General features: G+C 35.5%; 11 protein-coding genes and 1 pseudogene. 11 read left to right on the top strand and 1 reads right to left on the bottom strand.

Annotated features, from left to right (window positions below; genetic code table 11):
- The first annotated feature begins 15 nt into the window (after positions 1-15).
- The 10 genes from SORDD05_RS05510 to SORDD05_RS05465 are packed head-to-tail and all read left to right on the top strand — an operon-like array spanning position 16 to position 12,035.
- Positions 16-1,227, top strand: coding sequence for an O-antigen ligase family protein (locus tag SORDD05_RS05510; protein WP_061417608.1), 1,212 nt, complete (start codon positions 16-18; stop codon positions 1,225-1,227).
- Positions 1,202-2,278, top strand: a complete 1,077-nt coding sequence (locus tag SORDD05_RS05505) for a glycosyltransferase family 4 protein (RefSeq protein ID WP_061417606.1) — start codon at positions 1,202-1,204, stop codon at positions 2,276-2,278. Before SORDD05_RS05510 ends, SORDD05_RS05505 begins: the two co-directional genes overlap by 26 nt.
- Before the next feature lies 1 nt (position 2,279).
- The gene (locus SORDD05_RS05500; protein WP_061417604.1) at positions 2,280-3,458 is read left to right on the top strand and encodes a glycosyltransferase family 4 protein; all 1,179 of its coding nucleotides are present in this window, start codon (positions 2,280-2,282) and stop codon (positions 3,456-3,458) included.
- Positions 3,459-3,500: 42 nt separating this feature from the next.
- Positions 3,501-4,688: a glycosyltransferase family 4 protein gene (locus tag SORDD05_RS05495; protein ID WP_061417601.1), complete on the top strand. Its 1,188-nt coding sequence runs from the start codon at positions 3,501-3,503 to the stop codon at positions 4,686-4,688.
- Positions 4,685-6,229 (top strand): lipopolysaccharide biosynthesis protein, encoded by a 1,545-nt coding sequence (locus SORDD05_RS05490; RefSeq protein WP_061417598.1) that lies wholly within the window; start codon positions 4,685-4,687, stop codon positions 6,227-6,229. Before SORDD05_RS05495 ends, SORDD05_RS05490 begins: the two co-directional genes overlap by 4 nt.
- Positions 6,222-7,445: a nucleotide sugar dehydrogenase gene (locus SORDD05_RS05485; RefSeq protein ID WP_061417595.1), complete on the top strand. Its 1,224-nt coding sequence runs from the start codon at positions 6,222-6,224 to the stop codon at positions 7,443-7,445. The genes SORDD05_RS05490 and SORDD05_RS05485 overlap by 8 nt, the downstream gene beginning before the upstream one ends.
- Positions 7,446-7,473: 28 nt before the next feature.
- Positions 7,474-8,571, top strand: a complete 1,098-nt coding sequence (gene wecB / locus SORDD05_RS05480) for a non-hydrolyzing UDP-N-acetylglucosamine 2-epimerase (protein WP_061417592.1) — start codon at positions 7,474-7,476, stop codon at positions 8,569-8,571.
- 3 nt (positions 8,572-8,574) lie between these two features.
- Entirely contained in the window at positions 8,575-9,618 is a 1,044-nt protein-coding gene (locus SORDD05_RS05475) for a nucleoside-diphosphate sugar epimerase/dehydratase (RefSeq protein WP_061417591.1), read from the top strand.
- 2 nt (positions 9,619-9,620) lie between these two features.
- The gene (locus SORDD05_RS05470; RefSeq protein WP_061417589.1) at positions 9,621-10,850 is read left to right on the top strand and encodes a capsular polysaccharide biosynthesis protein CapF; all 1,230 of its coding nucleotides are present in this window, start codon (positions 9,621-9,623) and stop codon (positions 10,848-10,850) included.
- Complete coding sequence (locus SORDD05_RS05465) at positions 10,851-12,035, top strand: UDP-N-acetyl glucosamine 2-epimerase (protein ID WP_061417587.1); 1,185 nt, start codon at positions 10,851-10,853, stop codon at positions 12,033-12,035. It abuts the gene before it with no gap.
- Positions 12,036-12,564: 529 nt separating this feature from the next.
- Here the strand turns inward: SORDD05_RS05465 and SORDD05_RS05460 are convergent.
- Positions 12,565-12,984: pseudogene (locus SORDD05_RS05460) on the bottom strand (transposase); the annotation flags it as partial.
- A gap of 92 nt (positions 12,985-13,076) precedes the next feature.
- Here SORDD05_RS05460 and SORDD05_RS05455 point away from each other — a divergent pair.
- Positions 13,077-15,059 (top strand): peptide ABC transporter substrate-binding protein, encoded by a 1,983-nt coding sequence (locus SORDD05_RS05455; RefSeq protein WP_061417585.1) that lies wholly within the window; start codon positions 13,077-13,079, stop codon positions 15,057-15,059.
- Positions 15,060-15,081: the final 22 nt, after the last annotated feature.

Raw genomic sequence — 15,081 nt, 5'->3', positions numbered from 1 at the left:
GGAATTTGCATTAAAATGATGAAAAGAATTTATTATCACCTTTTGGCTATTGTAGCTTGGACTCTTCCAAATTCTTATGCTTTTATTGATTCGTTAAAGGTGTTTTTCCCGAATATTAGTTTACAAATTGCAGGTTCTCTTTTGGCTGTTGTCTCAATAGGAATTTTTATTACTAGAATATATTATACAAGATATGAAGTTTTTATATCTCTATTGATTTGTATTTTTATTTTAATCTTTTATTCAACTCGCTTTTTTTATTCGACTAACGTAGAGTTGTATCAGTCTTTCTTCAATTCCTTTCTGATTCGTCCAGTTCCTGCGATATTAGTAGCGATGCTGTTAGCTAAGAATAATCATATAAAAGGTTTCATAAAATGGTCAGAACCTATGATGATTTTCTATACATTGACATCATTTTTAGCAGCCCTATCTCCTAGAAATAGCATTATTATTTACCAATCTTTATCTTATTATGCCATGACAGCTTATATGATTAATGTGTTTAATATTATATACAAAGAGAAAATATTGGAGGAGCAACTGACGTATTTCAGATTCTCAGCGTGGAATTTTATTAGATATTTTTTACTTTTGATTCAAGCTTTTAATGCACTCTCAGGAGGTGGGAGAGGTGCCTTTATTTTATTAATTATTTTTACAGGAATATTATTAATAAGAATTGCTATGAAATTTAAGTTCCTTTTCTCATTTATTGGAGGCCTGTCTGCTATAGCTCTAGTTGTTTTTTTTACAAAAGGTTTGGATTTGACATGGCTCTTGAATATGGACGGTGGAGAGCGATTGTTGAACTTCTTCGGCAGACCTGAACGTATATCTACAGATAATAGATTATTGATCTATGATACTGTTTGGTCTGCAATACAGGAAAAACCCTTTTTAGGATGGGGAGTTGGTTCAACTTTTTTAAAATTTAATGGATATTCACATAATATTGTATTGGATTTATTGCATGATATGGGAAGTTTTGGTTTATTAATTATTCTTTCGGCTTTCTGTGCTTCTTCAGTAATATTGTACAAATTACGTAAAATAGATTGGAAAGTGAATTTATTTATTCTGATGTTTCTAGAAGTATATGTTCACATGAGTTTCAGTGGAAGCTATCTTGCAGATGGTAGACTATGGTTTTTGGTGATCTTTACTTATTGTTACTACAGGTGGAAAGTGCAGGAAAAGGATGAAGTTAGCAATTTTATTATCTGATATTTCAAAAATAGGAGGAGTGCAGCGCGTCACGACAGCTCTTGTTAATGAACTTTGCCAAAATATAGACGTTACAATTATCAGCATCTTTTCGGAAAATGAGCTACCAGCTTTTGAACTTTCAGATAGAGTTCAGGTGAGCTATCTTTTGAAAGAACATGTTAATTTGAAGAAGAATTTTTTAAAAGTTAGTGGAGCTTTGCGAAAAGTGTTGAAAAAACAGCAGTTTGATGTTGTTCTATCGTCAGGAACTGGTCTAGTATCCTTTCTTTGGTTTGCTAGTTTGGGGATTCCTACCAGACTTTTGGCATGGGAACATCAATGTTTTTACTTTGGGAGATCGTTTGGTCTAGAGTGGTTGGGGCGAAAACTAGCCTGTCGTTTTGCTGAGAGTATTGTTGTCTTGACTAAAAAAGATGAAGGATTTTACAAAGAGAATCGTCCTAAGGCTCATATTGAACAAATCTATAATATCCTAGACATGAATTCACAAACAGCTAAGTGTCAGCTCTCTTCTAAAAAAATTATCAGTGTTGGCTCTTTAGGACGACAAAAAGGTTTTGATCTGGCTCTTGAGGTAGCTAGTCAAATACAATTAAGCTATCCAGATTGGCAGTGGGACATTTATGGTGATGGTTCCGATAGAGAAAAATTAGAGGAGAAAGTCAGGGAATACCATTTAGAAGGTTTTATAAATTTGAAAGGGCTTGTTCAGAATGTTCGGGAGCTCTATCCTGACTACTCTATCTACGCCATGACATCACGACATGAAGGATTACCAACTGTATTATTAGAGGCTAAAAACTGCCAGATGCCAGTTGTTTCATTTGATTGTAACTGTGGCCCATCTGATATTATTTCAGATGGAAGAAATGGTTTTTTGATTGATTGTTTTGATGTAAATATCTATGCAAAAACTTTATCTAAATTGATGGCTAGTTTAGAGTTGCGAGAACAAGTTGCAAAATCGAGTGTTATTCCAGTAGAAGAATTGTCAACAACTTATATCCTAGATAAGTGGAAAAATCTTTTAAAGATAGAAAGAAGATAATATGAAAATAGTCCATGTAGAAGATTTTTTTCATCCAGATGCAGGTTACCAGATTAATGTTTTACCAAAATATCTAGCAAAGTTTGGTCATGAACAAGTGATCATCACTTCAGAAATGGATAAAATCCCCGATAATCTTACCCAATTTTTTGGACGAGAAAATATAGAGGAGAGAGATAGAAGCTATGAAGAAAAGTATCATGTGAAGATCATTCGCTTGCCTCTTCATGGTTTTGTAAGCGGACGAGCAATTTTTTCTAGAAAGCTTATTTCAACTATTAAGGGTCTTTCTCCAGATGTATTGTATATTCATGGGAACGACACTTTAACAGGGATTCGTCTCCTTTTAGCACGAAAGAAACTTAATTGCAGAATCGTCACTGATAGTCATATGCTTGAGATGGCATCAAAAAATCCTTTCAACACCTACTTTAGGAGATTTTATAAAACCTTGATTACTCCCATTTTGATAAAAGAACAGATACCAATTATCCGAACGCAAGATGATAACTATGTTGAAAAACACTTGGGAATTCCTTTGTCGCAAGCTCCATGGATTTCTTATGGGTCGGATACAGCGTTCTTTCACGCAGATAGCCAGATTAAGGAAGATTTTCGTTCTCAATATCAGATCGCTTCAGATGCTCTTATTTGTGTTTATGCAGGAAAGTTAGATGAGCATAAGGGGGGGATGTTTTTGGCAGAATCCCTAAGTAAAAAGTTAAATACGGAGCAACCAATTGTTTTCATTATAGTGGGTAATACAAATGGAGAGTATGGAGAAGCTGTCGAGAAAAGTTTCTCCCAATCTGAAAATCAAATCTTGCGTTTTCCGACTCAAAAATATCAAAAATTAGCACAGTTTTTCCAAGTAGCAGATTTTGCTTTATTTCCTAAACAATGTAGTTTAAGTTTTTATGATGCACAGGCCTGTGGTTTACCAGTTTTATTGGAAGATAATAATATCAACCTTGATAGAACTTCTCATTATAATGGTTGGACGTTCAAGGCTAACAGCAAATTAAGCTTGAGAAATTCATTAAAAATGATTGCGAGTCTAGATGAAGAGAAGAGACAAGAGTACTCTCAGAATGCACTGCACTATATCCTTGAACATTATAATTATGAAGATAAAGCAAGAGAATATGAAAAGATTCTTATAGGGGAATGTACGAAATGAGATAGTTTATATTTCGTTATTTTTATGGGAAAGGTGGATTTAATGAAAATTTGTATTGTTTCAGTCGGAGTGAGCGGACTACCGATTCCAGCTGTAAAAGGGGGGGCAGTAGAAAATCTCATTGATAATTATTTAATTTACAATGAGAAATATAATCATGACGAAATTACGGTCGTTAGTTGTGATCATAAGAAGGCACGTGAGGCTTCAAAAAAATACAAGTATACTCAATTTGTCTATATAGATACTCATTCACTTAAATATAAAATAAACAAAATAATACGTTATACCATCAATAAATATTCACCTTTCTTCGTAGGGAATGCATATATCAGTCAATTATCAGACTTGTCTGATTTTGATACAGTTTTGATTGAAAATCGCCCTGAATACGGTTATTATATTCGTAAAAAGTTTAAAGGAAATCTTGTTTTACATCTTCATAATGATTTATTAATGGACAATGAGTATTCTGTAGATTATAGCGTTTATGATAAAATTATCACAGTATCTGACTATATTAGGGATAGGTCAGAAGTAGTAACGTCAGGTGTTCCGATACAGACTGTCTATAATGGTATTGACACAGAACTTTTTTTGCAGAATTTCTCTGAAGTTGATTTATCAGATCTTAAAAATCAGTTGGAAATTTTGTCGGACGATTTTGTGATTGGTTTTTTTGGACGTATCAACAAAAATAAAGGTATCAAAGAACTGCTTGAAGCCTTCTTGTTGCTACCAAAGAATTTGAATATAAAATTACTAGCTGTTGGTAGTTCTATATTTGGTCAGACGGAGTTGGATACTTTCACAACAGAGCTACGGCAATTGGCAAAACAAGCATCAGATAAAGTTGTTTTTACAGGCTATGTTAATTACAATGACATTCCTAAGTATCATCATATTGCAGATTGCATTGTTGTTCCATCTATTTGGGAGGAACCAGCGGGTTTGACGGTCTGTGAAGCTTTGATATCAGGAAAATATGTTATTACAACAGATGCTGGAGGGATACCAGAGATTGTAGCTGGCAGTGATGCCCTTGTGGTAGCAAATGATGAGTGTATAGTTGAACACCTTAAAACAGCCCTATTGAGTGTCTACCAAAAAGGGAAATGCTCTTCGGTTATTACTTCTAATAGAGATAGAGGAGCCTATTTTTCTATTAAAAAATATGGAAGAGACTTACGGAAAGAGCTCACACAAAATGAAAGAATCATTAACATATGAGTCGTGTAAAAAATAGTTTTTTTAATATTCTAGCTGGAATAGTTGGTACTATCATATCGAGTGTTTTAGCTTTCATAGTTAGAACAGTGTTTATCCGAGTTTTGGGAGAGACTTATCTAGGTTTCAATGGTCTATACACCAATATCTTAACAGTTTTATCCCTAGCTGAATTAGGGATCGGATCATCAATTGCTTATTTGATGTACAAACCTTTAGCAGAAAAAGATGGGGACAAATTAGCTCAAGTAGTTCAATTTTATAAAAAAATATATCGAGTGATTGGTATCATTATTCTTATTTTAGGTTTGTGTCTCGTTCCTTTTTTACCAGTCATTGTAAATTTAAAAAATGCAGAAGATTTGAACTATACAGCATTGTATTTGCTTTATTTAGCAGATACAGTTTCTACTTATCTATTCTTTGCATATAAAAGAGGGGTATTGGTTGCTGATCAAAAGGTCTATGTTGCGAATATCTTTGATATAATTATAACGACAATTTTATCTATTTTACAAATTATCACTTTGATGATTTTTAAAGATTTTTATCTATATATTATTTTAAAAATTGCTAAAAATCTTACTTTGAACCTAGTAATTAGTTTAAAAGTAGATAAAATGTATCCAAGTATTCATAAATTTAAAGGGATAGCTCCACTTCCAAAGATGGAAAGACGACTAGTTTGGAAAAATGTATATGCTACCTCTGTTCGACAAATCTTTAACGAATTAATGAATTCAACAGATAGTATAGTTATTTCCATTGTTTTAGGAATAGTTATGGTTGGTAAGTATTCGAACTATGCTTATATTTTATCAATCGTATATATTTTCTTTGGAGGAATTTTTAATCCGATTCAGGCTTCTATTGGAAACCTATCTCTTTCAGCTTCTATAGAGAAAAAAAATGAAATCTTCAATAGATTACGTTTTATAAATTTTTTCTTTTTATCATTTTGCTCAAGTTGTCTTCTAGTATTGGTAAATCCTTTTATTACTATTTGGATTGGAGAAAATTATACTTTATCATTTACAGGTGTGATTGCAATAGTTGGTATGTTATTCGTTAGACAAACTGGAAATTGTACAACCATTTTTCGTTTGGGAGAAGGATATTTTAGAGATTATCATTTTTCTCCTTTAATTGCGGGCATTTTAAATTTAGTTGTTTCAGTAATTTTAGTAAATTATATAGGTATTGCAGGTGTTTTTGTTGGAACAATGTTAGGATTTGGTTTCCAATTTATACTGGTGGATACAATTGTTACTTATAAAAAAGTACTTAGTCGTCCTCTATCAGAGTTTTATTTAAAATGGTTGCAGACGATCTTATTAACTGTAGGTTTATGTATTGCGAGTTACTATTTATCTCGATTGGTTAGAGTGAATAGTATATATGATTTGATACTGTTGTTTATAGTGGTTATTGGATTTAATTTTTTTGCTTTATGTTTTATTTATTGGCGAAATGATGATTTTCAATATTTTATTCAATTGGTTAAAAATTTTATAAAAAAGTTGGAGGAAAAAAATCATGATTAATGTAATCGGATTAGGTTATATTGGATTGCCAACAATTTTAATGTTGGCAACAAACGGCGTGAAAGTAGTTGGAACTGACTACAATCAGGATTTGGTGAGAACTTTAAATGAAGGTCAAACAACCTTTAAAGAAGATGGATTGGATGAACTATTCCATAAAGCAGTGGAGTCGGGTGTGGACTTTACAACCGAATATCAACAAACGGATACCTATATTATTTCCGTTCCAACACCATATGACTCCTTCTCTAAAAAAATTGATCCAAGCTATGTGATTGAAGCTACAAAAACGGTACTTGATAATTGCAATAAAGGAGCGGTTATTATTATTGAATCGACCGTATCACCAGGAACGGTTGATAAATTTATTCGACCTGTTGTAGAAGAAAAAGGTTTTGTTATTGGTAGTGATATTCATCTTGTCCATGCTCCAGAACGTATTATTCCAGGGAATATGGTCTATGAATTGGTGAATAATAACCGTACAATTGGAGCTGATGACCTAGAAATCGGCTATAAAGTGAAAGAGCTTTATGCTTCATTTTGTAAGGGCGATATTGTTGTTACAGATATTCGAACTGCGGAGATGACCAAGGTAGTAGAAAATACATTTAGAGCTGTAAATATTGCTTTTGCTAACGAATTAGCACAGATTTGTAGTTATGATAATATGGATGTTTATGAAATTATCCGGATCTGTAATATGCATCCACGGGTAAATATTCTACAACCTGGACCTGGTGTTGGTGGGCATTGTATTTCTGTGGATCCTTGGTTCTTAGTTGGAGATTATCCTGAGTTGACAAATGTTATTGGACATTCTATGCGAACAAATGCTGCCATGCCAGAATTTGTATTAAATCGTATCTATACCATTATGAACGAACATCATCTAACAGATATTAGTCGGGTTGGTCTATATGGTCTCACCTACAAAGAGAATGTAGATGATATGCGTGAATCTCCAACACTTCAGTTATTAGAATCTATGAGCCGCCATCTGGCAACACCTGCTATTAAAGTATATGATCCATTTATAGAAAAAAATGTTGTGGCGAATCAGTTACATGATTTAGATGAATTTTTATCTAATGTTGATATTGTTGTACTGTTGGTTGGTCATGATGAGATTTTACAAAATATGAATAAACTAAAAGATAAGATAGTGTTAGATACACGTTATATCTGTCATCTTGATGGAACTTACAGATTGTAATTAGTGATAAATAAAGTAAGGATTGACTATGAAAAAAATAGTTGTAATTTTCGGAACTCGTCCCGAAGCTATCAAGATGTGTCCCTTGGTTAAAGAGCTAAGAACACGTAAGAATCTTGAAACATTGGTCTGTGTTACGGGTCAACATCGTCAAATGCTGGATCAAGTTTTGGATACTTTTAGGATTACGCCTGATTTTGATTTATCTATTATGAAGGACAAACAAACTCTCTTTGATGTCACAATTGGCATTTTGGAAGGCATGAAGACTGTCTTAGAGTCAGTTAATCCTGATTTAATATTAGTTCATGGGGATACGAGTACAACATTTGCCAGTTCACTGGCCGCCTTTTATCTACAGATTCCAATTGGACATGTAGAGGCTGGTTTGCGTACTTATGATATTTATTCACCTTATCCTGAAGAATTTAATCGTCAAGCAGTAGGTGCTTTGGCTCAGTATCATTTTACACCAACACAACTCTCAAAAGACAATCTCTTGAGAGAAGGAAAAAATTCTGAAGCTATATTTATCACTGGTAATACAGCAATTGATGCTTTACAAACTACAATTCAAGAGGATTATACTCATCCTGAGTTAAATTGGGTTGGGGATAGCAAACTAATATTAATTACTGCTCATCGTCGCGAAAATATTGGTGACCCGATGAGGCACATGTTTAGAGCAATCCGACGTATCATTGAAGAACATTCGGATATAAAGGCTCTTTACCCCATTCATATGAATCCTCTAGTTCGTCAAATTGCTGAGGAAGAACTAAGCGGATGTGAACGTATCAAAATGATCGATCCGTTGGAAGTATTAGATTTTCATAACTTTTTATCACGGAGTTATCTCATTTTAACAGATAGTGGTGGTATCCAAGAAGAGGCACCTAGTTTAGGAAAACCTGTTTTAGTTATGAGAGATACAACTGAGCGTCCAGAGGGAATTAAAGCAGGAACTTTGAAGCTTGTAGGTACTGATGAGGACAATATTTATAGACATTTTAAAGAATTGTTAGAAAATGATTCAGTTTATCAAGCGATGAGCCAAGCTTCAAATCCGTATGGAGATGGAACAGCTTGCAAGAAAATTGCAGACATACTAGAAGGAGAAGTATAATATATGTCACAATTTACAGGAAAAACTCTCCTAATTACAGGAGGAACAGGTTCATTTGGCAATGCTGTTCTTAATCGTTTTTTACAGACTGATATTGGTGAAATTCGTATTTTTTCCCGCGATGAAAAAAAGCAGGATGATATGCGTCATGAATTTCAGGCTAAATTACCGGAAGTGGCGGGGAAGATTAGATTTTATATAGGTGATGTGCGCGATCTGCAGTCGGTAAAGAATGCCATGTATGGTGTTGACTATGTTTTTCATGCTGCTGCTCTGAAGCAAGTACCCTCTTGCGAGTTTTTTCCACTTGAGGCTGTAAAGACTAATGTTATAGGGACAGAAAATGTTTTAAGTGCAGCTATTGAAGCTGGAGTTAAGAATGTTATTTGTCTATCTACCGATAAGGCTGCCTACCCTGTTAATGCCATGGGAACTTCTAAAGCCATGATGGAAAAGGTGGCTGTTGCCAAATCTCGTACTATTAGCGAGGATAAAACCAAGATTTGTGTTACTCGTTACGGTAATGTTCTTTGTAGTCGAGGTTCTGTAGTGCCACTCTGGATTGAACAAATTAAGCAAGGAAATCCTATCACTATTACTGAACCAGATATGACACGATTTGTGATGACGTTAGAAGAGGCAGTGGATTTGGTTTTATTTGCATTTGAAGAAGGAAAATCTGGGGATGTTTTAGTTCAGAAAGCACCAGCTTGCACTATTGAAGTATTAGCTAAGGCTGTGTTAGAAATTTTTTCTCCAGAGAGAGGTATCCAAATTATAGGAATTCGGCATGGTGAAAAAATGTATGAAACCTTACTAACCAATGAAGAGTGTGCTAATGCTATTGATCTGGGTGAATTTTATCGAGTACCGAGTGATAACCGTAACCTCAACTATGACAAATACTTTAAAGATGGTAGTACGAATAGGAACCTATTGACAGAGTTCAATAGCAATAATACTGATTTGATGAATGTAGAGCAAGTTAAGGAAAAACTCTTGGAACTTCCATATATTCAAGAAGAATTGACTTTGATGGAGGTATAAATATGCCGTTAAACATTTTAGTGACTGGTTCCAAAGGATTTGTGGGTAAAAACCTCATTTGTACCCTAGAAGCTTTGAAGGACGGACGGGATAAGTCTCGACCAGGCTTGGAGATTGGGGAGATTTTTCAGTATGATCGCGATACAGATCCTGCTTTCTTGGAAGAATATTGTAAGAAGGCAGATTTTGTATTCCATCTAGCGGGTGTCAATCGTCCTCAGAATCCTGATGAGTTCATGGAGGGGAATTATGGATTTTCTAGTATATTGTTGGATACTTTGGAAAAGCATAGAAATATTTGCCCCATTTTACTCTCTAGTTCTACTCAAGCAAGCCTAGAAGGACGTTTTACAGATTCTGTCTACGGACAATCTAAACTAGCAGGAGAGAAGTTATTCTTCAAATATGGAAAGAGAACGGGAGCAACTGTTTTGGTTTATCGCTTTCCAAATCTCTATGGCAAATGGTGTCGTCCTAACTATAACTCCGCAGTGGCAACCTTCTGTTATAATTTGGCTCATGATCTACCTATTCAGGTGAATGATCCAAGTGTAGAATTGGATTTGCTTTATATAGATGATTTGATAATGGAGTGTTTGGCTGCTTTAGAGGGACATCCTCATCGTTGTGATTTAGACGGTCTGCAGGTTTTGCCTAACCCATTGGGAACTTATTGTTACGTTCCAACAACTCATCGTGCAACTTTAGGCGAAATTGTTACTCTATTAGAGACATTTAAAAAACAGCCCGATAGTCTGATTATGCCCGAAATTCCTCGTGGATCCTTTGCTAAGAAACTTTACTCGACCTACCTATCTTATCTACCAGTAGATAAATTTAAGTTTCCACTCAAGATGAATGTGGATGAACGAGGTAGTTTTACTGAGTTGTTAAAAACAGAGGGAGCGGGACAATTTTCAGTTAATATTTCTAAACCAGGTATTACTAAGGGACAGCATTGGCATCACTCCAAGTGGGAATTTTTTATGGTTGTGTCAGGTCGTGCTTTGATCCAAGAAAGACGAATGGGGTTGGATGAGAACGGACAAGAATACCCTATTTTCAATTTTGAAGTATCAGGAGAGAAGATCGAAGCTATACATATGGTACCAGGATATGCTCATAATATCATTAATCTTTCTGATACAGAAAATTTAGTTACGGTTATGTGGGCTAATGAATCCTTTGATCCTAACCATCCAGATACTTTTTTTGAACCAGTGGAGAAATAAATGAAGATTAGAACAGATTATAGCGATATTCGTTTCTTGAATAATGACAGACTTAAGTTATTAATTGTTGTGGGGACGCGTCCAGAGATTATTCGTCTAAGTAGTGTTATTACTAAGTGTCGTAAGTATTTCGATGTGATTTTGGCACATACCGGGCAGAACTATGATTACAATCTAAATGGTATTTTCTTTGATGATTTAGGTTTGGATGCTCCTGATGTTTATATGGATTCTGTTGGAGATGATCTTGGTGCTACTATAGGGAACATTATCAATACTTCTTATAAATTGATGAATCAAATCAAACCAGATGCTCTATTGATTTTGGGAGATACGAATTCTTGTTTATCAGCTATTGCAGCAAAGCGTTTGCATATCCCAATTTTTCATATGGAAGCAGGGAATCGCTGTAAGGATGAGTGCCTGCCGGAGGAGACCAATCGTCGTATTGTGGATATTATTTCAGATGTCAATCTAGCCTACTCTGAACATGCTCGCAAGTATTTACATGAGTGTGGTTTACCTAAGGAGCGAACCTATGTGACAGGTTCTCCTATGGCAGAAGTCTTACATAAAAATTTAGCTGCTATTGAATCGTCAGATATCCATAAACGTTTGGGATTGGAAAAAGGAAAGTATATCTTACTTTCAGCGCATCGTGAGGAAAATATTGATACAGATAAGAATTTTATTTCACTCTTTACAGCTATTAATAAACTAGCTGTAAAGTATAATATGCCAATCTTGTATTCTTGTCATCCTCGATCTAAGAAAAAATTAAAAGAGAGCGGTTTTGAGTTAGATAAGCGTGTGATTCAGCATGAACCGCTGGGATTCCATGATTACAATTGCTTGCAGATGAATGCTTTTGCTGTAGTGTCTGATTCGGGAACTTTACCAGAAGAAAGTAGTTTCTTTACTAGTCAAGGTAATCCCTTCCCAGCTGTTTGTATCCGTACTAGTACAGAACGTCCTGAGTCCTTGGACAAAGCAGGATTTGTTTTGGCAGGAATTGATGAAAAGTCTCTTCTTCAAGCAGTTGAAACTGCTGTTAGTTTGCATGGAGATGGAGATTTTGGTCTTCCAGTTCCAGACTATGTGGAGGAAAATGTCTCTACTAAAGTTGTTAAAATAATACAGAGTTATACAGGTATTGTAGACAGGATGGTTTGGAGAAAAAAGTAAAATGTCAAATTTCAAGTTGATTACTTGAGATAATTTCTCTAAGAGTTAGTCTTGTAGTTTAATATCTTTTTAGGATCATTATTGATCCGAGATTCTATTTGAACAGCTAGTCTTCTAGTCGCTGTTTTTGATCCTATAGGAAATAATCTGCGGATAAGGCGCATGTGATTTTCATTAGTTTCTCTCTCCCATGAACAACAGGGGTGAGTGTAAGTAGGTGCTTTCTTTACCAAACGCTTCTGTAGGATTCTTAACAGGGATTCATTGACAGCTTGATTGCTTTTTGGTTGATCAGCTAACGAATAACCTCATATCTGCTTTTTTGATTAGTTAGGGATAGAAAGCAAGCTTTTCCCCAAAAAGAATCCAGTAATGTAACGATGAGATTTCTCCCCTGATTTCCATCGCTCAATGAATTAACGTTCAGTTATTATCAGTGGTTTACCTTTCGATGTATAATGATTTTGTATCTCTATGTTTTTCTACTTGTTTTGTGGGCTCTTTGTCAACTGTAGTGGATTGAAGTCGGCTAAGATCTAGAAAGGACGAATTTCGTCCTTTCTTTTTTGATGTTCAAAGCGATGAAAATCCTTTTTTTGAAGTTTTCAAAGTTTCGAAAACCAAAAGCATTGCGTTTGATGAGTTTAATGAGATTATTAGTCGCTTCTAATTTGGCGTTGGAATAAGCTAATTGAAGGGCGTTGACGATTTTCTCTTTATCCTTGAGGAAGGTTTTAAAGACAGTCTGAAAAAGAGGATGAATCTGCTTTAGATTGTCCTCAATAAGTCCGAAAAAATTCTTCGGTTCCTTATTCTGAAAGTGAGAAAGCAAGAGCTGATAAAGATTATAGTGGTGTTTCAAGTCTTCGGAATAGCTTAAGAGCTTGTCAAGAATCTTTTTATTCGTCAAGTGCATGCGAAAAGTAGGTCTATAAAATCGCTTTTCAGAATATACCAAACTAACCCAAAAATTCTGAAAATTCTGTTGACATCTTTCTGAAAAGGTTCTATAATAGATAGAAAGTTTTAAAGGAGAAAATGATGAAAAGTTCAAAACTATTTGCCCTTGCGGGCGTGACATTATTGGCAGCGACTACTTTAGCTGCATGTTCTGGATCAGGTTCGAGCGCTAAAGGGGAGAAGACATTCTCATACATTTATGAGACGGATCCTGATAACCTAAACTATTTGACAACCAATAAAGCAGCTACAGCAAATATTACCAGTAACGTGGTTGATGGTCTGCTAGAAAATGACCGTTACGGAAACTTTGTGCCGTCTATGGCTGAGGATTGGTCTGTATCCAAGGATGGATTGACTTACACTTATACTATCCGTAAGGATGCAAAATGGTATACTTCTGAAGGTGAAGAATACGCGGCAGTCAAAGCTCAAGACTTTGTAACAGGACTTAAATATGCTGCTGATAAAAAATCTGATGGTCTTTACCTTGTCCAAGAATCGATCAAAGGATTGGACGCCTATGTAAAAGGGGAAATCAAAGATTTCTCACAAGTAGGAATCAAGGCCCTTGATGATTATACAGTTCAGTACACATTGAACAAGCCAGAAAGCTTCTGGAACTCTAAGACAACGATGGGTGTAATGGCTCCAGTTAACGAAGAATTTTTGAACTCTAAAGGGGATGATTTCGCCAAAGGGACAGATCCGAGTAGCATCCTTTACAATGGACCATTCTTGCTCAAGTCGATCGTCGCCAAATCTTCTGTTGAATTTGAAAAAAATCCAAACTACTGGGATAAGGACAATGTTCACATTGACAAAGTGAAATTGTCATTCTGGGATGGTCAGGATACCAACAAACCAACTGAAGCCTTTAAAGATGGTAGCTTCACAATGGCGCGTCTCTTCCCAACAAGTGCTGGCTATCCAGAAACTGAAAAAAACTTTAAAGACAACATCGTGTATACACAACAAGACTCAGCAACTTTTTTAGTTGGTATCAATATTGACCGTCAGTCCTATCAATATACTTCTAAGACAGCTGATGAACAAAAAACATCAACTAAGAAAGCTCTTTTAAACAAAGACTTCCGTCAAGCTCTTGCTTTTGGTTTTGATAGAACTGCCTATGCTTCTCAAGTAAACGGTGCAAGCGGTGCAACTAAACTTCTTCGTAACTTGTTTGTCCCACCAGCATTTGTGCAAGCAGATGGGAAAAATTTTGGTGAGTTGGTCAAAGAAAAGTTGGTGACCTATGGTGATGAGTGGAGCAACGTGAACTTGGATGATGCTCAAGATGGTCTCTACAATCCAGAAAAAGCCAAAGCAGAATTCGCCAAGGCTAAGACAGCTCTTCAAGCAGAAGGGGTGCAATTCCCTATTCACTTGGATATGCCTGTAGACCAAACAAACACAACAAAAGTTCAACGTGTTCAATCCTTGAAACAGTCACTCGAAGCTACTTTAGGAACAGACAATATCGTTGTCGATATTCAACAACTTCAAAAAGACGATGTTCTAAATATTACCTACTTTGCCGAAACTGCTGCTGGTGAAGACTGGGATATCTCAGATAACGTTGGTTGGTCTCCAGACTTTGCGGATCCATCTACCTATCTTGATATCATCAAGCCATCTGTAGGAGAAAACACGAAGACCTACCTAGGATTTGATTATGGAACCAACAACGCTGCTGCCAAGCAAGTTGGTTTGGAAGACTACGAAAAAATGGTTGTGGAAGCTGGGGAAGAAACTACTGACGTTTCAAAACGTTATGAAAAATATGCTGCTGCCCAAGCTTGGTTGACAGATAGTGCCTTGATCATCCCAACAACTTCTCAAACTGGTCGTCCAATGTTGTCTAAGATGGTACCATTTACTCTTCCGTTTGCTTACTCAGGTAACAAAGGTATGAGCGAAGCCCTTTTGTACAAATATCTAGAAGTACAAGATAAGCCAGTAACAACAGAAGAATACCAAAAAGCCCAAGAAAAATGGATGAAAGAAAAAGAAGAGTCGAATAAAAAGGCTCAAGAAGATCTCGCAAAACATGTGAAATAACTGTTGCAGAATATAAGAAAGG

Origin of the sequence: Streptococcus oralis, assembly GCF_001578705.1 — a bacterium.
Classification (GTDB): Bacteria; Bacillota; Bacilli; order Lactobacillales; family Streptococcaceae; genus Streptococcus; species Streptococcus oralis_J.
The sequence above is the reverse complement of the archived record's forward strand: the minus strand, read 5'-3'. Positions and strand labels throughout refer to the sequence as shown.

What these genes read in the sequence shown, in the direction of transcription:
- SORDD05_RS05465 (WP_061417587.1), top strand. Translation starts at nt 10,851, where the DNA reads ATGAAGATTAGAACAGATTATAGCGATATTCGTTTCTTGAATAATGAC.
- SORDD05_RS05485 (WP_061417595.1), top strand. Translation starts at nt 6,222, where the DNA reads ATGATTAATGTAATCGGATTAGGTTATATTGGATTGCCAACAATTTTA.
- SORDD05_RS05455 (WP_061417585.1), top strand. Translation starts at nt 13,077, where the DNA reads ATGAAAAGTTCAAAACTATTTGCCCTTGCGGGCGTGACATTATTGGCA.
- SORDD05_RS05500 (WP_061417604.1), top strand. Translation starts at nt 2,280, where the DNA reads ATGAAAATAGTCCATGTAGAAGATTTTTTTCATCCAGATGCAGGTTAC.
- SORDD05_RS05505 (WP_061417606.1), top strand. Translation starts at nt 1,202, where the DNA reads ATGAAGTTAGCAATTTTATTATCTGATATTTCAAAAATAGGAGGAGTG.
- SORDD05_RS05470 (WP_061417589.1), top strand. Translation starts at nt 9,621, where the DNA reads ATGCCGTTAAACATTTTAGTGACTGGTTCCAAAGGATTTGTGGGTAAA.
- SORDD05_RS05495 (WP_061417601.1), top strand. Translation starts at nt 3,501, where the DNA reads ATGAAAATTTGTATTGTTTCAGTCGGAGTGAGCGGACTACCGATTCCA.
- SORDD05_RS05510 (WP_061417608.1), top strand. Translation starts at nt 16, where the DNA reads ATGATGAAAAGAATTTATTATCACCTTTTGGCTATTGTAGCTTGGACT.
- wecB (WP_061417592.1), top strand. Translation starts at nt 7,474, where the DNA reads ATGAAAAAAATAGTTGTAATTTTCGGAACTCGTCCCGAAGCTATCAAG.
- SORDD05_RS05475 (WP_061417591.1), top strand. Translation starts at nt 8,575, where the DNA reads ATGTCACAATTTACAGGAAAAACTCTCCTAATTACAGGAGGAACAGGT.
- SORDD05_RS05490 (WP_061417598.1), top strand. Translation starts at nt 4,685, where the DNA reads ATGAGTCGTGTAAAAAATAGTTTTTTTAATATTCTAGCTGGAATAGTT.